This is a genomic window from Pseudomonas sp. GW821-FHT09H03 (assembly GCF_059415945.1).
The window spans coordinates 112037-132722 of sequence record NZ_JBWKOF010000001.1; the positions used below are offsets into that span (position 1 = coordinate 112037).

The following is a 20686-nucleotide window of genomic DNA, read 5'->3' on the forward strand; positions in this document are numbered from 1 at the left end:
AGGGTGGGAGCGGGCTTGCTCGCGAAGGGGCCGATGGAAACACCGCAGAGCCTCGATCAGTCGATCAGTCGATCAACCCGGCATTCACCAGCAACCCTTCCAGCGCCAACAAATCCGGCACCTTCGCCACATGTTCCCCCACCTGCACCGCCGCCTGTTCCAGCGAACATAACGGCACGTCCACATAACTCAACTGACTGTCGAGCTTGTAAGACCGTGGAATCCCCTGCACCAGCAATGCGATGAATTTCAGGTCCGGGCGCCCTCCCAATGCATTGAGAATGACGATCCGCGCGCGTTCGCCGATGACAGTTTTCTGTCCGCAAGCCGATTCGAAACTCAGCAACGGAATCTGCCGGTCGCGCCAGGTCACCAGGCCCAGGTACCACGGCGGAGTATCGAGGTCGAAGGTCCCCTGCTGGTAGTCGATCAGCTCCGCAACCGCAACGTTGGGCAGGATCAGATTGCGGTCGGCCAACGGCAACAGCAGGCCGGTGAGGTTGCTGGTGCGGTGTTCAAGCATTGGATCTGCTCCACAAGGCGATGCTTTCGAGCAACACCGATTCCTGGTATGGCTTGCCAAGGTAGTCGTTGACGCCGATGGCCATGGCGCGGTCGCGATGTTTCTGCCCGGTACGCGAAGTGATCATGATGATCGGCAGGTGTTGCAGGCGTTCATCATTGCGCACCTGAGTCGCCACTTCGAAGCCGTCCATGCGCGGCATCTCTATATCCAGCAGCATCAGGTCGGGCGTGTGTTCTTCGAGCAGCAGCATGGCGTCGACGCCGTCCTTGGCGGTCAGCACGCTCATGCCATGGCGTTCGAGCAAACGGCTGGTGACCTTGCGCACGGTGACCGAATCGTCGACCACCATGACCAGCAACGGCCGCTGCGGCTCGGCCTCGACTTCATGCCCAACCGGTCGTTGCCGCACCCGGGCTTGCAGGGCGCGGATCGGCGCCAGCAGATCCAGAATCAGCACCACTCGGCCGTCTCCGAGAATCGTCGCTCCGGACACTCCTTGCACGGCCGCAAACTGCGGCCCCAGGCTCTTGACCACGATCTCGCGGGTGCCCGCCATGGCATCCACCTGCACGGCGATGTGCCGCTCGTTGCACTGCACCAGCAGCACCGGTAACGGCAAGACCTGACCCAACAGTTTCGGTCGCACACCGGTTTTCAGCAGCTCGCCCAGATAGCACAGTTCATAGCACTGCCCCGCATACTCGTACGTCGGTGGATCGAGCCGGTAATGCCCTTCCAGCTCATTGGGCAAGACGCGAACGATGCCATCAATGGTGTTGAGTGGAATCGCGTATTGATCCTCAGCGCACTGCACCATCAGCGCCCGGTTGACCGACACGGTAAACGGCAGCCGAATGCGGAAATGCACACCTTGGCCAGGCACAGAGTCGATGCTCATGGTGCCACCCAGCTGCCGTACCTCTTCGTGCACCACGTCCATGCCGACCCCACGCCCGGAAATCTGGGTAATTTTCTCGGCGGTGGAAAAACCGGGCTGGAGAATGAATTGCAGCACCTCGTGGTCGCTGATGCTGCTGTCCGGTTCGAGCAAGCCACGCTTGATCGCCTTGCGCCGCACCGCTTCGAGCGGCACACCGGCGCCGTCGTCGCGAAGATCGAAAATGATGTCGCCGCCCTCGCGCAGCAGATCGAGGGTGATCCTGCCCTTGGCCGGCTTGCCCGCCGCCAGCCGCGTCTCGGCGGACTCCAGGCCATGGTCGACGGCGTTGCGCAGCATATGTTCCAGCGGCGCAGCCATGCGTTCGAGGACGCTGCGATCCATCTCGCCTTCGGCGTTGTCGACGATGAAGTCCACGTCCTTGCCCAGTTCACTGGCCACTTGCCGGACGATGCGTTGCAAACGCGGCAACATCCGCTCGAACGGCACCATGCGCGTACGCATCAGACCTTCCTGCAACTCGGTGTTGATGCGCCCCTGCTGTTGCAACAGGTTTTGCGCGTCATGGTTGCGTCGGTCGAGGGTTTCCTTGAGGTCGAGCAAGTCGGAGGCGGATTCGAACAACGCCCGGGACAGTTGCTGCAATTGCGAATGACGGTCCATTTCCAGCGGGTCGAATTCCTCATAGCCGAGACGCTCGGCGTCGACCTGCTGGCGGCTGAGCATTCGCCCCTGGGTTTCGGTATCGAGGCGGCGCAATTGGTCACGCATCCGCTCGATGGTGGTTTCCATTTCGTGCAGAGCGATCTGCGCGTCGCTGACCTGTTGCTCGATGCGACCACGGAAGATCGACGTTTCCCCGGCGAGGTTGACCAGATCGTCAAGCAGCTCCGCTGAAACCTTGACCATGTCCACGCCGGCCTCAGGTTGCGCCAGCAATGGCTCGGCCTTCGACACCGCAAGGGTTGCAGCCGGTACCTGGACATCCGCCGGGCTCGAGTGGGTGAAATTCCTGATTGCGTCGAGCAAGCGATCCGTCGGCGGCATCGACTCACCGGCGCGGGCCGCATCCAGCATTTGCGCCAGGCGATCCTGGCTGCGCTGCAACAAGGCGAACAACGGCGACGCGGGTTGCAGCATGCCAGTGGACAAGCCCTCGTAGAGGAACTCCAGCTCATGGGCCAGGTCGCCGATCGCGGCGATTTCCACCATGCGCGCACCACCCTTGAGGGTGTGCAGATCGCGCAGCAGGGTTTCCACTTCCTGGCGACTCGAAGGTTGAGCCTGCCAGCGCAACAGTGCCGCGCCGGAGCTTTCGATGATGTCGTAACCTTCCTCGAGGAAGATCTCCAACAGCTCGGGGTCGTGGGCAGCCGAGTTGTTAGTGGCTGCCGGCTCGCTCACATCGGCATTGCCCGTATGGCCCTGACGGTAGGCGCGAATGGCCTCGATCAACTCAGCGCAATTGTCCAGTGGCTGGCGGGCCTGCAAGTGTTCAAGGTATTGCGCCAGACGGTCGTGGCTACGCTGCAACAGCTGCGCCAATGCATCGCTGTGCAAATATCGGCGATCCATCAGGCCTTCATAAAGGCTTTCCAGCTCATGAGCCAGATCACCCACCTGAACGATCTCGGCCATCCGCGCGCCGCCCTTGAGCGTGTGCAAGTCACGTTGCAGGGACGACAGCGGTGCCGCATTGTCCGGATCGCGTAGCCAGCGCTGCAGGGCCTGGCCGGCGCTTTCGAGTATGTCCAGCGCCTCTTCAAGGAAGATTGCGACGATCTCGTCATCCAGCCCCGCCGCCTTCGTGCTCAGCTCCAGTTCGGCGGTGGCACTGCTCAGCTCGCGAATGCTCAGGGTACGGCTGCCGTCGCTGCGAATCAGGCCCATGGCCGACGGGTCGAGGCTCTCGTCGAGCAATCCGCGCAGCGCCGTGATCCGATGCGGTTGCGGACTGACTTCCTGGCCGGCGGCCAACTCGTCGAGCATATTGATCAGCGCTTCGTGAGCACTCTGCGCCTCATGGAAAAACCGCTCGCTGACCGCCAGGCTGCTTTCTTCCACAGCGCCGTAGAGATCAAGCAAGGCTTCGCAAAGCTCATCCACAGGATGCAAATCGGCCAGGTGTGCGCCTTCGCCGAGGGTGGTCAGTTCGTCCAGCAGTGCGCTGAGCTCCTGACGCTCGCCAGGGTGCTGTTGCCAACGCTGCAACAGGCTTTCGGCGTCCAGCAGGATGTCCATGCCTTGGGCGAGGAAGTTGTTGATCAACTGCGAATCGCGCTTGACCCGGGTTGCGCTACTCGGCGTGCTCAGTAACGCCTCCAAGCGTTCGGCCAGCAACGCCCTGGCGCGCTCGATCAAGCGTTGGGCCCCGGGAATCTCGGCCAGGGGATCAACCTTGAGTTGACGCAATCCAAGGCGAAACAAGCCTTCGGCTTCCAGCAGCAGTTCGACTTCGTCCAGATCAAGGGCAATCAGGTGTGCCTTGTACTCCCGGGCCAACCGATCCAGCGGCGCCGCCAGCTCGGCTATCGGCAGAACGCCGGCCATCGAAGCACTACCCTTGAGGGTGTGCAAGGCGCGCTGCAACTCGTCAGTGGCCTGCAAAGGGACGTGTTCGGCGGCCTGATCGAGGAAGCGGTTGAGACTGGCGAGATGGGTTTCGGCCTCTTTGCGAAAGATCTCCAGCAACAGTGGATCGAGCGCCGTGACGTCCTGCGTGTCCTCGTCGGACACCGACTCATCGCCCTTGGCCAAGGCATGGGCACGGGCGGCCAACTGGTCAACATCGTTGCGCTGGCGCTGGGTATTGGCGGCATATTCAGCCACCACTTCCGGCAGCAGATGCAGCACTTCGCCGACCAGTTTTTGCACAGTGACACCCGGTTCCACGCTGTTTTCCAGTACGCGGTTGAGCAGGTTTTCCACAGCCCAGGCCAGTTCGCCAAGAACCAGGGCGCGGACCATCCGGCCACTGCCCTTGAGGGTATGGAACGCCCGACGCAGCTCACTCAGGGCCGACCGGTCCGCGGGGTTGATCGACCAGCGTGGCAAGTACTCACGAAGGATATCCAGGACTTCGTCGGTTTCCTCGAGGAACACTTCTCGCAGCTCGTCATCCACAGGCGTTTCGCCAGCGGGCGGCGGCAACAGGCTGCCCGGAGTGCTCCGGGCCGGCGGATTGAGGGCCGATACCGGACTGGCCAGCACATCGGCCAGGGACTGGACGACGTGCGGATCGGCCAGTTCCTGCATCATTTGCATGACCTGCGCTTCACTGGGGCTCAGAACATCATCGAGCACCGGCACATAATGTTCGCTGGGGTAAAAACCGAGGGCCGCCAGGCTTTTCTCTGCGACGTCGAGCAACGCTTCGCCCGGTGCTTCGGGGTCATCGCTGAGGCGTTCCAGGTAATACTCGATGCTGGTGATCACGTCGGCCAGGTTGTCCAGTTCCTCCCAGCCCGGCTGATCCGGTTCGAGTAGCAGGTGCTCGCGGATAAAGTGGTTACAGGTTTCGATCAGGCTCGCCGCACGGCCCAGCGCAATCATCGCCAGCGCGCCGCGCACCTGGGTCAGCAAAGCCGGCAATGCCTGCAAATGCTGACGGTCCCAATCGGCGTCGATGTAGTCGACGATCATGTCCTTGGCCTGCTGCAGGCAGATGCGCGCTTCCTTGATCACGATCTGGTGGATCTGCGTCAGGTCGGTGGTCGGCAAGCGACTGTCCTCCTGGCTTTCCGGCTCCACCGTGCCGACCATGCCGGCCAGGGTCGCTTCGACGTACAGCAAGGCCCCGGCGACATCCATGAGGATCGCGTCGTTGGGCTCGCGCTGTCCCTGGGCCAGGCTCAGGACCACCGCCAATTGATCGATGATGACCTTGCGCGGCTGGCCGAAGCCCAGTACTGCCAGGGTATCGGCGATTTGCCGCAGGGGCGCCAACAGGCTGTCGAGGTCGGACGTGTGCTGCCGGTCGCTGCGCACGAACAGGTCCAGGCGTTCCTTGACCCGCACCAGTTCTTCGCACAGCGCCGCGAGCACCGAGCGCATCGCATCGCGGTCTGGCCCGGCCAGTCGTGCGCGTTCTTCGTCGACCATCGCACTGTCAGGCAGCGCGTCGTCCAGGGAGTAGCGATCTTTCATGGTCAGCATCTGCCCGGTGGGATGATCGGCCTTGGCAATGTAAAACAATAAACTTTTCAGCAATTGCGGCGGCGCCGGCTGATTGATGCCGGGCATGCCCTCTTCGAGCAGGCGCTTGAGTTCTTTGTCGGCGTCCTTGAACAGGCTGCGCAACGCTGGACTGTTGGCAATCGCGCCGCCCTGCATGCCTTCGACCAGCGCCGAAGCGACTTGCCATAACGGGCTCAGCGGCGCATTGGCAGACAACCCTTCGAGACGGGCGAAGACCTTGGCCAGATAATCGAGATTGGTCTCGCTGTCCTGTTCACGCAGAAAACCCACCAGGGCCATCTGCAGCATTTGCCGCAACTTGCGCAGAACGCTGGGGAGCTCAACTGGCTCGAGCAACGCCAGCGCCTCTTCATCCAGGGGCGGCAGTTCGGGCAGTTGCGGGCTGAACAGGCTGGTTTCCGACAACAGGTTTTCACCACGGGCGCTGCGCAGATCGTTGATCAGCGGCAGCACCACCAGTGGCAAATCGCGGCGCGCGCCCTGCACCCGATCCAGATAGATCGGCAGTTGTCCGAGCGCTTGCATCAACAGGTGCAACGCCTCGTCGCGATGGCTGACGCGATTGTGCTGCAGGGCGATGGTCAATTGTTCCATCTCTTCGGCGAGCAGCGCCGCGCCGTAGAACTCGACCATCTGCAAACTGCCATGGACCTGATGGATGCACGCCAGGCAGTTGTCCAGCGCGTGCAGAGCCTGCGGATCATCAAGCAGGGTTTCGATCGCCTGGTGAGCGACCCTCAACGTTTCGGCAATCTCGCCCTTGACCCACTCCAGGGCCACATAGTCGTGCCGATCAGCCATAACCACTCCAGTTACCATTCATACACCAATGGGCGGTTCAGCTTTGTCCACAACCTGCGCCTTGGCCGCCGGCAAGGTGAAACCGGAAACCGAACGGCGCAACTGGCTGGCCATTTTTGCCAGGTTGCCGATGCTCTCGGCCGTGGCGGTGGAGCCTGACGAGGTCTGCGTGGTGATCTGCTGGATCACGTTCATCGTCAGGGAAATCTGACCGGCCGACGACGTCTGCTGCTGCGCGGCATTGGAAATACTCTGGATCAAGGCCGCCAGGGTCTTGGAGACGCCTTCGATTTCTTCCAGGGCCACCCCGGCATCGTGCGCCAGACGCGCACCGCGTACCACCTCTGTGGTGGTCTGCTCCATGGAGATAACCGCTTCATTGGTGTCGGTCTGGATCGCCCGCACCAGGGTTTCGATCTGCCGCGTGGCCGCGGAAGAGCGCTCGGCCAGGCGCTGGACTTCATCGGCGACCACGGCAAAACCGCGTCCGGCATCACCGGCCATGGAAGCCTGGATCGCCGCGTTGAGGGCGAGGATGTTGGTCTGATCGGCAATGTCATCGATCAGGCTGACAATGTCGCCGATTTCCTGGGAAGACTCACCCAAGCGTTTGATGCGCTTGGCGGTGTCCTGAATCTGCTCGCGAATATTGTCCATGCCGTGGATGGTGTTGTGCACCACCTCGTTGCCCTTGTTGGCGATTTCCACCGAGCGCTCGGCCACGGCCGAGGATTCTGCGGCGTTGGCAGACACCTGGTCGATGGACTCGGCCATGTCGTTGATCGCCGCGGAGGCTTCGCAAATTTGCTGGGCCTGATGCTCCGAAGCCTGAGCCAGGTGCATCGCCGTGGCCTGGGTTTCCTGCACGGCGGCAGCGACCTGGCCGGCGGTGAGGTTGATGGTCGCCACCAGGTCGCGCAGTTGGTCCACGGAATAATTGATCGAGTCGGCGATGGTCCCGGTGAAGTCTTCGGTTACCGATGCAGTCACTGTCAGGTCGCCATCGGCGAGGTCTTCGATTTCGTCGAGCAGACGCATGATCGCGTTCTGGTTACGCTCGTTTTTCTCGGCGGTTTCGCGCAACTGGCGATTGGTTTCGCGCACCATCACCAGGCCGATGAGAATGATCGAGGCCAATGCCAGCAGCCCCAGCACATAACCGCCAATGGTATCGGTGCTGCGCCCGCCGGCGAGGTTTTCGAAGCCGCTGGCCAGGTGCGAGGCTTCGTCGAGCAGGGTTTGCGACAAACTGAAAATATTGCTCGCCGACTCACGGACCTTGAACAGCTCCGGCGAGGTTTCGAGGATTTCATCCACCGAGCCCGAGACGAACTCGAACAGTTCGGATATTTCCGCAAGACGGGCGCGGGCATCGCGGTCTTCGACCTGGCTGACCTTGAGCGCCGTGTCACCCTGCAACATGCCGTTGAGCACCTTGCCGAATTGTGTCGCGTCACGCCCGAAGGCGTCCGCGGCCTGCTGGGAGTTTTCGTCACCGGCCAACACCGTGTTCACCGCACCGAGAATCCGCTCGGCCAGCAATGACTGACGCTGAGCCATCGCGACCTGAGCGGCCGGGGCGCCGCGCTGCAGGAGGGTTTCGACAACCTTCTCGTACTCGATCTGCAACTGCGGCACGGTTTCGGCCAACGTCGCGGCGACCTGATGCAGCGACAGCACAGTCTGCTCGCTGGACAGAATCGCGTCGGTGTTTTTCAGCAGACGCTCCCAATCCTGCTGCACAGCGCGCATCTGCGGACGCATGCTGCTGGGTGCCGGTGGCAAGCCGGTGACCGGATCGCCTTTCTTCAGGTAACCCCAGCGCCGGGCAAAGTCATTGCGCGCATCACTAAGCAACTTGAACGCGGCAGCCTTGCCGGCGGCGGCTTCAGTGGCATTCTTGGCGATGCGTTGGGACAACACGCGCAGTTCACCGGCGTGGCCAATGTACTGTTTGTCGTAGGTGGCCTGGGTGTTGAGGTAGGCGAAGTTGGCGAACAGCAGCATGATGAAGACGATCAGCGCGATAAACAGCGCGATGATCTGCGACCGACTGCGCGACCCTTCCATTGGCATGCCTTCTTTTGCTTTTATCATCGGTCCTCGCCTGTTAACCAACACCTTCCAAGACTTACCGAGGGCCCCTGTGGGAGCGGGCTTGCTCGCGAATTCGCTCACTCCTTCAACAGTGAAGCTGACTGACGCACCGCTTTCGCGAGCAAGCCCGCTCCCACATTGGATCTGTGTTGCTGCTGTCACACCGCGACATTCATGAACCCCTGGGACCGCACCAACGCAAACGGGCTGAACACCCGCCAGCACTTCTCACGGGCAAACCGCCCCTGGATAAACGCCGCCATCGCTCCCCGCAACTCGTGGGCCGGCACTGGCTCCAGAGTGTCCCGGGCAAAGTGCTGCAGGCCGAAAACTTCATCGACTATCAAGCCGGCAAATACGTCTTCATGCTCAACCACCAACACCCGCCGCTGCCGACGCACCGCTGACAGCTCATAGCCCAAGAAACCGGACAGATCCATGATCGGCAGCAGCCGCCCGCGCAAGTTGGCCACACCTTTGACCCATGGTTTCACTCCCGGCAGCTGCGTGAAGCGTGGCTCGTGCAACACTTCACCGACTTCGCCCATGGGCGCCACGTACCAGTGTTCACCCAGGCGAAATCCAATGCCGCTCCAGCTGTCCCGGCGAGTCGGCTGGGACGGCAGGTCCGCCGCCAGCAGACGACAGCGCCGGTCGATTTGCAGCAACAGTTCGAAAGCCGTCAGCGACTCGCTCATGGGCAGTCGATCAACCGGCCAGCACGTTGTTCAGGGTTTTGATCAGGGTCTCTTCATCGACCGGTTTGGTCAGGTAGTCCCTGGCCCCCTGGCGCGTGCCCCAGACCTTGTCGGTTTCCTGATCCTTGGTGGTGATGATGATCACCGGGATGTGCCCGGTATCCGGGTCTTTGGTCAACTGACGAGTCGCCTGGAAGCCGTTGAGGCCTGGCATGACGATGTCCATCAGGACCGCATCGGGCTTTTCCTGGCGGGCCAGGGCCACGCCGTCGGCACCGTTTTCGGCTTTCAGGACTTCATGACCGTGCTTTTCCAGCATGCCGGTCAATTTGTACATTTCAGTCGGCGAATCATCAACGATCAGAATACGTGCCATTTTCTTCCCCATTCTTATAGACGCCAGGCCCGATGGCCGAACGTCACTGTGAGCGTCCTACTGCGGCAAAACGGCGGCGAAGCCAGGAACATGGGCCTGGATCGCATCAAGCAACTCTTCCTTGCTGAAAGGCTTGGTCAAAAACTGATCGGAGCCGACGATGCGCCCCTTGGCCTTGTCGAACAGCCCGTCCTTGGACGACAGCATGATCACTGGCGTGGACTTGAATGCACTGTTGTTCTTGATCAGCGCGCAGGTCTGATAGCCATCAAGGCGCGGCATCATGATATCGACGAAGATGATGCCGGGATGATTGTCGGCGATCTTGGCCAGGGCATCGAAGCCGTCGATGGCCGTGATGACCTCGCAACCGACGTTCTTCAACAACGTTTCGGCGGTGCGGCGAATCGTCTTCGAATCGTCGATCACCATGACCTTCAAGGCGTTGGGGTGCTGTTCCATATCCGCTCTTCCGTCGCCTTTACGAATCAATTTGTCCGCTTTTGGGTAATCGGTGGCTCGAAACCCTTGATACTCAAGGGCCAGCACGACATGGCAGTCTTTTTAGCACAGTCTCCAAATCCAATCTATCAGGCGACCGGCGCAGTGGTTTTTCCTTGACCGGGAACAGACTCAGCGCCAATCTGACGCCACTTTTATACGGCCCTGCGCTGTTTTTCCTGTAGGAGCGAGCACGCTCGCGATGGACGTCAACGCTAACGCGCAAAACCTGGTGCCCCGCGGTGTACCTGGGTTCATCGCGAGCATGCTCGCCCCTACAGGAATTCGGTATCTGCCCCCAAATTTTCGAGGAAAACCCAATGAGCGTTCGCGTCGGGATTGTCATGGACCCTATCGCCAGCATCTCCTATAAAAAGGATAGCTCGCTGGCCATGCTGCTGGCCGCGCAGAAGCGCGGCTGGGAACTGTTCTATATGGAACAGCGCGACTTGTACCAGGCCGAAGGCCAGGCCCGGGCGCGGATGCGGCCGCTGCAGGTTTTCGCCAATCCGGAAAAATGGTTCGAACTGGGCGCTGAAAACGACGCGCTGCTGAGCGATCTGGACGTGATCCTGATGCGCAAGGATCCGCCGTTCGACATGGAATTCGTCTATTCCACCTATTTGCTGGAACAGGCCGAGGCCGCCGGCGTACTGGTGGTCAACAAGCCGCAAAGCCTGCGCGATTGCAATGAAAAGCTGTTCGCCACGCTGTTCCCGCAGTGCACACCGCCGACCATCGTCAGCCGTCGCCCGGATGTGCTGCGCGAATTCGCCGACCATCATGGCGATGTGATTCTCAAGCCGCTGGACGGCATGGGCGGCTCTTCGATCTTTCGCCACACCGCCGGCCACCCGAACCTCTCGGTGATCCTTGAAACCCTGACCCTGCACGGTCAGCAGCAGATCATGATCCAGGGCTACCTGCCGGCCATCGTCGATGGTGACAAGCGCATCCTGATGATCGACGGCGAACCGGTGGATTACTGCCTGGCGCGGATTCCGGCCGCTGGCGAAACCCGAGGCAACCTGGCCGCCGGTGGCCGTGGCGAAGCCCGCCCGTTGACCGACAAGGATCGCTGGATTGCCGCCCAAGTGGGCCCGACCCTGCGTGAAAAAGGCCTGTTGTTCGTCGGTCTGGACGTCATCGGCGAGCATCTGACCGAAATCAACGTCACCAGCCCGACCTGCATACGCGAAATTGATAATGCGTTCGGCACAGACATTGGCGGCATGCTCATGGATGCCATTGAGAAGAAGCTGCAAGCTGCAAGCTCCAAGTCGCAAGCTTGAAGCTAAAAACCAACATTGCGCTATCATGCCGGGCTTGTAAAAGCGCGATGTTGGTTTTTTTGTCATGACCCTCCCGTCCGATCTGCCCGCAGAACTCGCCCATCATGGCGTGCGCCCGGCCGATCGCCTCGGTTTTACCCTGTTTCTCGCGGCACTGATCCACCTGGCCTTGCTTTTGGGCGTCGGGTTTGCAGTGGTCGAGCCCAAACAGATCAGCAAAACCCTGGAAATCACCCTCGCCACCTTCAAAAGCGAAAAGAAGCCGGAAAAAGCTGACTTTCTCGCCCAGGAGAATCAGCAAGGCAGCGGCACCCTGGATAAAAAGGCGATTCCCAAGACCACTGAGATAGCGCCGTTCCAGGACAACAAGGTGCAGAAGGTCACGCCACCGCCGGCCGCCAAGCCTGAAGTCCAGGACGCCCCGCCGAAGGCAGCGGTGACCACGGTCGCGCCAAAGCCGAAAAAAGCCCCCGCGAAAACCGAAGAACCCAAAGTCCAGGCCAAACCCCAGGTCCAGGCACCGACGTTCGACAGCGAACAGTTGTCCAGCGACATCGCCAGTCTGGAAGCGGAATTGGCCAACGAACAGCAGCTGTACGCCAAACGCCCGCGCATCCATCGCCTGAGCGCCGCCTCGACCATGCGCGACAAGGGTGCCTGGTACAAAGACGAATGGCGCAAGAAAGTCGAGCGCATCGGCAACCTCAACTACCCCGACGAAGCACGGCGCAAGCAGATCTACGGTAATTTGCGCCTGATGGTGTCGATCAACCGCGACGGCTCGCTGTACGAAGTGCTGGTACTGGAGTCTTCCGGGCAACCGCTGCTGGACCAGGCGGCGCAACGCATCGTCAGGCTTGCTGCGCCTTTTGCGCCGTTTACCGGAGATCTGTCGGACATCGACCGCCTGGAAATCATCCGCACCTGGAAGTTTGCCCGCGGCGACCGGCTTTCAAGCAACTGACACCCCACAAATCCCCTGTGGGAGCGGGCTTGTGTGGCGAGGGGGCTTGTCGGAACGCCGCATCGCCCCGCTGGACTGCGCAGTAGTCCCAGATTACTGTTTTGGGGCCGCTTCGCGGCCCGACGGGGGCAAGCCCCCTCGCCACACAAGCCCGCTCCCACATTTGTGATCGATTGATAACTGAATCGGGGCATTTCCTGCGCATCCGCAGCTTGTCAGTTCGCCCCTCCAACGCCACACTAGCGCACATGAAAAACGTCAGCCCCAGCTACCTCAAGCATCAATTCCTGATCGCCATGCCGCACATGGCCGACCCGAACTTTGCGCACACCTTGACCTATATCGTCGAGCACACGGCCAATGGTGCCATGGGGCTGGTGGTCAACCGCCCGCAAGATCTGAGTCTGGCCGACATTCTTGAGCAATTGCGCCCGGATATCGAACCGCCCGCGCTCTGCCAGCATGTGCCGATCTTCATCGGCGGCCCGGTGCAGACCGACCGTGGTTTCGTCCTGCACCCCAAGGGGCAGAGCTATCAGGCGACCGTTGATCTGCAAGACGAGTTGTCCCTGTCGACCTCCCAGGACGTGCTGTTTGCCATTGCCGATGGCGTCGGACCAGCGAAAAGCCTGATCGCCCTCGGCTACGCCGGCTGGGAAGCCGGGCAACTGGAAGCCGAACTGGCCCAGAACGCCTGGCTGAACTGCCCGTTCGAAGCCGACATCCTGTTCAACACCAGCAGCGAACTGCGCCTGGAAGCGGCCGCCAGGCACCTGGGCGTCAATCTCAGCCTGCTGACCAGCCAGGCGGGGCACGCCTGATGGCCCTGCGGCTGATTCTGGGATTCGACTACGGCACCAAACAGATCGGCGTTGCGGTCGGCCAGGTGATTACCGGGCAGGCCCGTGAACTGTGCACCTTGAAGGCGCAGAACGGCATTCCCGACTGGAACCAGATCGAGACCCTCATCAAGGAGTGGAAACCCGACGCGGTGGTGGTAGGTCTGCCATTGAACATGGACGGCACGCCCAGCGACATGTGTGCCCGTGCGGAAAAATTCGCCCGGCGCTTGAACGGTCGCTTCAACCTGCCCTTTTATACCCATGATGAACGCCTGACCACCTACGAGGCCAAGGGCGAACGCCTGGCCCGGGGTGGGCAGAAAGGCAGTTACCGCGACAACCCGGTCGATGCCATTGCCGCCGCCCTGCTGCTGCAAGGCTGGCTCGACGAAAACAGCGAGCTGTTCGAATCCTGAAGAGCCGTCTTGACGCCTCTCTATAGTGACAACCCGAGCCCCCAAGTAACAACCCGGCTCGGGCCCAAGAAGGAGCAACCATGAGCCTGCCCAATCCCGCCGAACTGATCAGCCAGATGGCCACCGATCTCAAGGCACACCTGGAACTGCGCGGCATCAGCGAACCGCGCTTCATCGGTATCCGTAGCGGCGGCGTCTGGGTCGCTCAAGCCTTGCTCAAGGAACTGGGCAGCCATTCGCCCCTCGGCACCCTCGACGTTTCTTTTTATCGCGACGACTTCAGCCAGAACGGCCTGCACCCTCAGGTGCGCCCTTCGGCCCTGCCGTTCGAAATCGAAGGCCAGCATCTGGTGCTGATCGATGACGTGCTGATGAGCGGCCGTACCATCCGCGCCGCCATGAACGAACTCTTCGATTACGGACGCCCGGCCAGCATCACACTGGTGTGCCTGCTGGACCTGGACGCCGCCGAGCTGCCGATTCGCCCGAACGTGGTCGGAGCTACCCTGAGTCTGGCCGCCCACGAGCGGGTGAAGCTGTCCGGCCCCGAGCTTGCGCTCGAGCTGCAAGACCTCGCCCTTTAATTCGCCCTATTGAGAGTCCCCCTTGCGATGACGCCTCTAGAAACCAAGCGCCCGCTGCAGCTCAATGATCAGGGCCAACTGCGCCACTTCCTCTCGCTCGACGGTTTGCGCCGCGAGCTGCTGACGGAAATCCTCGATACCGCCGACTCGTTCCTCGAAGTCGGCGCCCGGGCGGTCAAGAAAGTCCCGTTGTTGCGCGGCAAGACCGTGTGCAACGTGTTCTTCGAGAACTCCACCCGCACCCGCACCACCTTTGAACTGGCGGCCCAGCGGCTGTCGGCGGACGTGATCACCCTGAACGTGTCGACTTCGTCGGCCAGCAAGGGCGAAACCCTGCTCGACACCCTGCGCAACCTGGAAGCCATGGCCGCCGACATGTTTGTCGTGCGTCACGGTGACTCCGGTGCCGCGCACTTCATCGCCGAACATGTGTGCCCGCAAGTGGCGATCATCAACGGTGGCGACGGTCGTCACGCCCACCCGACCCAGGGCATGCTCGACATGCTCACCATCCGTCGACACAAGGGCGGTTTCGAAAACCTCTCGGTAGCCATCGTCGGTGACATCCTGCACTCGCGGGTCGCACGCTCGAACATGCTCGCGCTGAAAACCCTCGGTTGCCCGGACATCCGCGTGATCGCGCCGAAAACCCTGCTGCCGATCGGCATCGAGCAATACGGCGTGAAGGTCTATACCGACATGGCCGAAGGCCTGAAAGACGTCGACGTGGTGATCATGTTGCGCCTGCAACGCGAACGCATGGCCGGCGGCCTGCTGCCGAGCGAAGGCGAGTTCTACCGCCTGTTCGGCCTGACCACCGCACGCCTGGCCGGCGCCAAGCCGGATTGCATCGTCATGCACCCGGGGCCGATCAACCGTGGAGTGGAGATTGAGTCGGCGGTAGCCGACGGCCCGCATTCGGTGATCCTCAACCAGGTCACCTACGGTATTGCCATTCGTATGGCCGTTTTGTCCATGGCCATGAGCGGACAGACTGCGCAGCGCCAATTCGAACAGGAGAACGCCCAGTGAAGCTCAGCATTCTCGGCGCACGCGTAATCGACCCGGCCAGCGGCCTGGATCAAGTCACCGATATCCACATCGAAGCCTGCAAGATCGTCGCCATTGGCGCGGCGCCGGCCGGTTTTGTCGCCATCGACACGCTCGACGCCAACGGCCTGGTCGCCGCCCCTGGCCTGGTCGACCTCAATGTCGCCCTGCGCGAGCCGGGCTACAGCCGCAAAGGTTCGATCATCAGCGAAACCCGCGCTGCGGCAGCCGGCGGTGTCACCAGCCTGTGCTGCCCGCCAAAAACCAAACCGGTACTGGACACCTCGGCCGTGGCCGAACTGATCCTCGACCGCGCGCGCGAGGCCGGCAACACCAAAGTCTTCCCGATCGGCGCCCTGAGCAAAGGCCTGGACGGCGAACAGCTTGCAGAGCTCGTGGCACTGCGCGATGCCGGCTGCGTGGCCTTCGGCAACGGCCTGGAGAGCTTCCGCAACACCCGCACCCTGTGTCGGGCACTGGAATACGCGGCGACTTTCGACCTGACGGTGATTTTCAACTCTCAGGACCATGACCTGGCCGAAGGTGGCCTGGCCCATGAAGGCCCGACCGCAAGCTTCCTCGGCTTGCCGGGCATTCCGGAAACCGCCGAGACCGTGGCTCTTGCCCGGGACCTGCTGCTGGTCGAGCAAAGCGGTGTGCGCGCACACTTCAGCCAACTCACCAGCGCTCGCGGCGTAGCCCTGATTGCCCAGGCCCAGGCCCGTGGGTTGCCAGTGACTGCCGATGTGGCGTTGTATCAGCTGATCCTGACCGATGAAGCCCTGATCGACTTCAGCAGCCTCTATCACGTGCAACCGCCGCTTCGCACCCGTGCCGACCGCGACGGACTGCGTGCCGCCGTGAAGTCCGGGGTGATCTCGGCCATCTCCAGCCATCACCAGCCCCACGAGCGCGACGCCAAGCTGGCCCCCTTCGGTGCTACCGAGCCGGGCATCAGCAGTGTCGAGTTGCTGCTGCCGCTGGCGATGACCCTGGTGGAGGACGGCTTGCTGGACTTGCCGACACTGCTGGCACGCTTGAGTGCCGGTCCTGCCGAGGCCTTGCGCCTGCCGGCGGGCAAATTGGCGGTGGGGGGCGCTGCAGACATCGTGTTGTTCGACCCTGCGGCTTCGACCGTTGCCGGTGAAACCTGGCTGTCCAAGGGCGAAAACTGCCCGTTCATTGGTCACAGCCTGCCGGGCGTAGTGCGCTACACCCTGGTGGATGGCCGGATCAGCCACCAGGCGTAAGACCGCGTCGCCTCAATCGCCAGCAGGGCTGGCTCCCACACAGGATCTGTGAACGACACAAATCCCCTGTGGGAGCTAGTCTGCTAGCGATGACTTACTGGAAGGCGCGTCTATTCTGCGCGTTGCGCAGCGACACTTGATCATTCAGCGTCCAGAAGTCATACAGGATCCCGATAAAGAACAAGCCGCCCGTCAGCAGGTACAGCAAGCCGCTGATCCACTTGCCCTGATACATACGATGCACCCCGAACACCCCGAGAAACGTCAGCAGAATCCACGCCACGTTGTATTCGATCGGCCCGGCGGTAAACCGCAGGTCTGCCTCACGGTCCATGGCCGGGATCAGAAACAGGTCGATCAGCCAGCCGATACCCAGCAAACCGAAGGTGAAGAACCAGATCGTCCCGGTCACCGGCTTGCCGTAATAAAAACGGTGAGCGCCGGTAAAACCCAAAATCCACAGCAGATAGCCAATGACTTTGCTGTGGGTATCTTGCTGCGCGACAGACTGTTGATAGGGGTTCATTGATGACCTCGAGGCAGACGATAGATAAATATTGTTTATTTCTTTGTGACTTTTTTACGGGTTGCCGACGTATGGCAATTACCGCTTTCACCACTGTCAAACCCTTGTAACACGCGACTTCTGTCCGACAATTGCGTCAATTTGCCGCTTCTTTGCCGCTGTTGACCCCCAGGTTGAATCGACCAACGGCCTCGGAAGGGACAAAAAAGCTGTTATAAAGTTGCGCGTTCACCTATTCGAGCCCTGCCTAATGCGTCCATTTTTCAAGACATGGCTAACCATTTGCCTTTTGATGCCACTGGCCGCCCACGCCACCAATCGTGAGCAACGTCTTCCAAACGTTAATGGTTACACCCCAAAATCCCATGCTTCTGCTCCTTCGAACAAAAGCACAAAACCGGTCAAGCAAGCGCCTCAGCTGAGCAGCAGCAAGAGCAGCCTTGTCCCGCCAATGGCGAGCAAGGAAAGCAGTAACGTGCTGAGCCGCGCTGTGAACGTCCTCGGTACTCCGTATCGTTGGGGCGGCAGCAGTCCAAGTAAAGGCTTCGATTGCAGCGGTCTGGTCAAATATGCGTTCGACGACGCCAGCTTTGATCTTCCTCGCACCTCCAATGCCATGGCCAGCGGTCATGGGGAGAAGGTAGATCGTGAAGACTTGAAGCCGGGCGACCTGATTTTCTTCAACATCAAGAGCCGCCGGGTCAATCATGTTGCCATCTACCTGGGCAACGACCGCTTTATCCACGCACCACGCCGTGGCAAGTCGGTATCCATCGACACCCTGAAGAAACCGTACTGGGAAAAACACTACGTGGTTGCCAAGCGGGTTCTGCCGAAAGAACAGAACCAGATGCGGGTTGTTCAGCGTTGATCTGACTGTCCGGGGTAACCCTTGGAATCGCTTTGAGCATGCCGGCCCATTCGCGAGCAAGCCCGCTCCCACAAGGATTGGTATAGTCCATGTGGGAGCGGGCTTGCTCGCGAAGGCGTCTTTGAAAAGCCCTGCAACTCCCCCTCAGAAGTTATCCGGCGAGCGCGCCTTCTCCCGCGCATGCTCACGACTGACCAGCCCCCTGGTCACCAAATCCTTCAAGCTCATATCCAGCGTCTGCATCCCCAGCGAGCCTCCCGCCTGAATCGCTGAGTACATCTGCGCCACTTTGTCCTCCCGGATGAGGTTACGGATCGCCGATGTCCCCAGCATGATCTCCCGGGCCGCAATGCGCCCGCCCCCGACTTTCTTGACGAGTGTCTGGGACACCACCGCCAGCAACGATTCAGAGAGCATCGAGCGCACCATCGACTTCTCGTCCCCCGCAAATACATCCACCACCCGGTCGATGGTCTTGGCCGCCGAAGTGGTGTGCAGCGTGCCGAATACCAGATGCCCGGTTTCGGCGGCGGTCAACGCCAGGCGAATGGTTTCCAGGTCACGCAATTCCCCCACCAGGATCACGTCCGGGTCTTCGCGCAACGCCGAGCGCAGGGCTGTGGCGAAACTGCGGGTATCGCGGTGGACTTCACGCTGATTGATCAGGCATTTGCGCGGTTCATGAACGAATTCAATCGGATCTTCAATGGTGAGGATGTGGTGATGACGATGGCTGTTGAGGTAATCGATCATCGCCGCCAACGTGGTGGACTTGCCGGACCCCGTCGGGCCGGTCACCAGCACCAGGCCGCGCGGAGCATCGGTCATTTTGCGGAACACTTCCCCCATGCCCAGTTCGTCCATGCTCCGCACTTTCGAGGGGATGGTGCGAAACACCGCGCCCGCGCCACGATTGTGGTTGAACGCATTGACCCGAAAGCGCGCGACACCGGGCACCTCAAAGGAAAAATCGATTTCCAGGCGCTTCTCGAAGTCCACCCGCTGACTCTCGCTCATGACGCCATGGATCAGCGCCTGGACCTGTTCGTGGTCCAAGGCGGGCAAATGGATACGCCGAACATCACCGTCGACCCGAATCATCGGCGGCAGACCCGCAGAAAGGTGCAGGTCAGATGCGCCTTGTTCTGCGCTGAACGCCAGCAGTTCAGTGATATCCATAGCGCTCCTCAATTCCAGTAGAATGCCGCGAACCTTCAGACCGCTGGCGCTTCTTGATGTCCAACATAGCAGACAACATTCTTCAGGTTAGTTCGCGCATACATGCCGCAACACTTGCCGCCCGGCGCGACGAAAACAGCGTCCAGTTGCTGGCCGTGAGCAAGACCAAACCTGCGGTCGCGCTGCGCGAAGCCTATGCGGCCGGTCTGCGAGACTTTGGCGAAAACTATCTGCAGGAAGCCCTTGGCAAGCAGCTCGAACTGGCTGACCTGCCCTTGATCTGGCACTTTATCGGCCCCATTCAGTCGAACAAGACTCGCGCTATCGCCGAGCATTTCGCCTGGGTGCATTCCGTGGACCGCCTGAAAATCGCACAACGCCTGTCCGAACAACGCCCTGCCGACTTGCCACCCCTGAATATCTGCATCCAGGTCAACGTCAGTGGTGAAGCCAGCAAGTCCGGTTGCAACCCGGCCGACCTGCCGGCCCTGGCCAATGCCATCAGCGCCCTGCCGCGCCTGAAGTTACGCGGATTAATGGCGATTCCCGAGCCCACGGAAGATCGCGCGGCCCAGGATGCCGCGTTCGCTGCGGTACAAAACCTGCAAGCCAGCCTCGATCTGCCACTCGACACACTTTCCATGGGCATGAGCCACGACCTTGAGTCGGCCATTGCCCAAGGCGCCACCTGGGTTCGCATCGGTACAGCCCTGTTTGGTGCCCGCGATTATGGTCAGCCATGAAATGACGCACTCTTTCTTTTATAAGGACCTGACATGAGCAAGACACGCATTGCCTTTATCGGTGCCGGCAACATGGCCGCCAGCCTGATCGGCGGCCTGCGGGCCAAGGGTCTGGAAGCGGCGCAGATCCGCGCCAGCGATCCATATGAAGAAACCCGTACCCGGGTAAAAGCGGAACACGGCATTGAAGTATTTGCCGACAACGCCCAAGCCATTGAAGGCGCAGACGTGATCGTCATGGCGGTCAAACCCCAGGCCATGAAAGCCGTGTGCGAAGCCATTCGGCCAAGCCTTGCTCCCGAACAGTTAGTGGTGTCGATCGCTGCCGGCATCACCTGCGCCAGCATGAACAACTGGCTCGGCAACCAGCCGATCGTGCGCTGCATGCCCAACACCCCGGCGCTGCTGCGTCAGGGCGTGAGCGGCTTGTTTGCCACGGCCCAGGTCACTGCTGAACAACGCCAGCAAGCACAAGAGCTGCTTTCGGCGGTCGGTATCGCCCTGTGGCTGGACCAGGAACAGCAACTGGACGCCGTCACTGCCGTTTCCGGTTCGGGGCCGGCGTACTTCTTCCTGCTGATCGAGGCCATGACCGCCGCCGGCGTGAAACTCGGCCTGCCAGCGGACATCGCCGCACAACTGACCCTGCAAACTGCCCTGGGTGCCGCTCACATGGCAGTTTCCAGCGACGTCGACGCCGCAGAGCTGCGGCGCCGCGTTACCTCGCCTGCGGGGACCACGGAAGCCGCAATCAAATCGTTCCAGGCCAATGGCTTTGAAGCCCTGGTAGAAAAAGCACTGGGTGCCGCTGCGCACCGCTCGGCCGAGATGGCTGAGCAACTCGGTCGCTAATCAGCTCTTACAAAGGAATCAAA

The 20686-nt window shown here is 61.1% G+C and carries 18 protein-coding genes; 10 read left to right on the forward strand and 8 right to left on the reverse strand.

The window, feature by feature from the left end; all coding sequences use genetic code 11:
• Positions 1–64: 64 nt before the first annotated feature.
• From AC07OG_RS00490 to pilG, 6 genes are all read right to left on the reverse strand, one after another.
• Positions 65–523, reverse strand: coding sequence for a chemotaxis protein CheW (locus tag AC07OG_RS00490; protein ID WP_495065969.1), 459 nt, complete (start codon positions 521–523; stop codon positions 65–67).
• Positions 516–6422, reverse strand: coding sequence for an Hpt domain-containing protein (locus tag AC07OG_RS00495; RefSeq protein ID WP_495065970.1), 5907 nt, complete (start codon positions 6420–6422; stop codon positions 516–518). Before AC07OG_RS00495 ends, AC07OG_RS00490 begins: the two co-directional genes overlap by 8 nt.
• Before the next feature lie 18 nt (positions 6423–6440).
• The gene (locus AC07OG_RS00500) at positions 6441–8519 is read right to left on the reverse strand and encodes a methyl-accepting chemotaxis protein (RefSeq protein WP_218423651.1); all 2079 of its coding nucleotides are present in this window, start codon (positions 8517–8519) and stop codon (positions 6441–6443) included.
• Positions 8520–8677: 158 nt separating this feature from the next.
• Complete coding sequence (locus AC07OG_RS00505; RefSeq protein ID WP_060542399.1) at positions 8678–9217, reverse strand: chemotaxis protein CheW; 540 nt, start codon at positions 9215–9217, stop codon at positions 8678–8680.
• 10 nt (positions 9218–9227) lie between these two features.
• Positions 9228–9593 carry a twitching motility response regulator PilH gene (gene pilH, locus AC07OG_RS00510; RefSeq protein ID WP_060542929.1) on the reverse strand — a complete coding sequence of 122 codons (366 nt, stop codon included), beginning with the start codon at positions 9591–9593 and terminating at the stop codon, positions 9228–9230.
• 57 nt (positions 9594–9650) lie between these two features.
• Positions 9651–10055: a twitching motility response regulator PilG gene (gene pilG / locus AC07OG_RS00515; protein ID WP_060542400.1), complete on the reverse strand. Its 405-nt coding sequence runs from the start codon at positions 10053–10055 to the stop codon at positions 9651–9653.
• Positions 10056–10414: 359 nt separating this feature from the next.
• Between pilG and gshB the strand changes: the two genes are divergently transcribed.
• The 7 genes from gshB to AC07OG_RS00550 all read left to right on the forward strand — a co-directional run bounded on the left by gshB (position 10415) and on the right by AC07OG_RS00550 (position 16492).
• Positions 10415–11386, forward strand: coding sequence for a glutathione synthase (gene gshB / locus AC07OG_RS00520; RefSeq protein ID WP_060542401.1), 972 nt, complete (start codon positions 10415–10417; stop codon positions 11384–11386).
• Positions 11387–11450: 64 nt separating this feature from the next.
• On the forward strand, positions 11451–12350 hold the full coding sequence (locus tag AC07OG_RS00525; RefSeq protein WP_060542402.1) for an energy transducer TonB: 900 nt from the start codon (positions 11451–11453) through the stop codon (positions 12348–12350).
• A gap of 248 nt (positions 12351–12598) precedes the next feature.
• Complete coding sequence (locus AC07OG_RS00530) at positions 12599–13171, forward strand: YqgE/AlgH family protein (RefSeq protein WP_495065971.1); 573 nt, start codon at positions 12599–12601, stop codon at positions 13169–13171.
• Positions 13171–13608: a Holliday junction resolvase RuvX gene (gene ruvX / locus AC07OG_RS00535; RefSeq protein ID WP_495065972.1), complete on the forward strand. Its 438-nt coding sequence runs from the start codon at positions 13171–13173 to the stop codon at positions 13606–13608. Before AC07OG_RS00530 ends, ruvX begins: the two co-directional genes overlap by 1 nt.
• An 80-nt stretch (positions 13609–13688) precedes the next feature.
• A complete protein-coding gene (gene pyrR, locus AC07OG_RS00540; RefSeq protein ID WP_060542405.1) occupies positions 13689–14192 on the forward strand; it encodes a bifunctional pyr operon transcriptional regulator/uracil phosphoribosyltransferase PyrR in 504 nt (167 codons plus the stop codon).
• A gap of 27 nt (positions 14193–14219) precedes the next feature.
• Positions 14220–15224 carry an aspartate carbamoyltransferase catalytic subunit gene (locus AC07OG_RS00545; RefSeq protein ID WP_017341269.1) on the forward strand — a complete coding sequence of 335 codons (1005 nt, stop codon included), beginning with the start codon at positions 14220–14222 and terminating at the stop codon, positions 15222–15224.
• Positions 15221–16492 (forward strand): dihydroorotase, encoded by a 1272-nt coding sequence (locus AC07OG_RS00550; protein WP_218423649.1) that lies wholly within the window; start codon positions 15221–15223, stop codon positions 16490–16492. The genes AC07OG_RS00545 and AC07OG_RS00550 overlap by 4 nt, the downstream gene beginning before the upstream one ends.
• Positions 16493–16586: 94 nt before the next feature.
• Here the strand turns inward: AC07OG_RS00550 and AC07OG_RS00555 are convergent, their stop codons facing one another.
• A complete protein-coding gene (locus AC07OG_RS00555; RefSeq protein WP_060542407.1) occupies positions 16587–17018 on the reverse strand; it encodes an NINE protein in 432 nt (143 codons plus the stop codon).
• A gap of 250 nt (positions 17019–17268) precedes the next feature.
• Here AC07OG_RS00555 and AC07OG_RS00560 point away from each other — a divergent pair, with 250 nt between their 5' ends.
• Positions 17269–17889, forward strand: a complete 621-nt coding sequence (locus tag AC07OG_RS00560; RefSeq protein ID WP_060542408.1) for a C40 family peptidase — start codon at positions 17269–17271, stop codon at positions 17887–17889.
• A 144-nt stretch (positions 17890–18033) separates the two neighbouring features.
• Here AC07OG_RS00560 and AC07OG_RS00565 read toward each other — a convergent pair whose 3' ends face one another.
• A complete protein-coding gene (locus tag AC07OG_RS00565) occupies positions 18034–19068 on the reverse strand; it encodes a type IV pilus twitching motility protein PilT (RefSeq protein WP_495065973.1) in 1035 nt (344 codons plus the stop codon).
• 56 nt (positions 19069–19124) lie between these two features.
• On the opposite strand from AC07OG_RS00565, the gene AC07OG_RS00570 reads away from it, so the two are divergent.
• Entirely contained in the window at positions 19125–19811 is a 687-nt protein-coding gene (locus tag AC07OG_RS00570) for a YggS family pyridoxal phosphate-dependent enzyme (RefSeq protein WP_495065974.1), read from the forward strand.
• Positions 19812–19844: 33 nt separating this feature from the next.
• Positions 19845–20663, forward strand: a complete 819-nt coding sequence (gene proC, locus AC07OG_RS00575) for a pyrroline-5-carboxylate reductase (protein WP_495065975.1) — start codon at positions 19845–19847, stop codon at positions 20661–20663.
• The last annotated feature ends 23 nt before the right edge of the window (positions 20664–20686 follow it).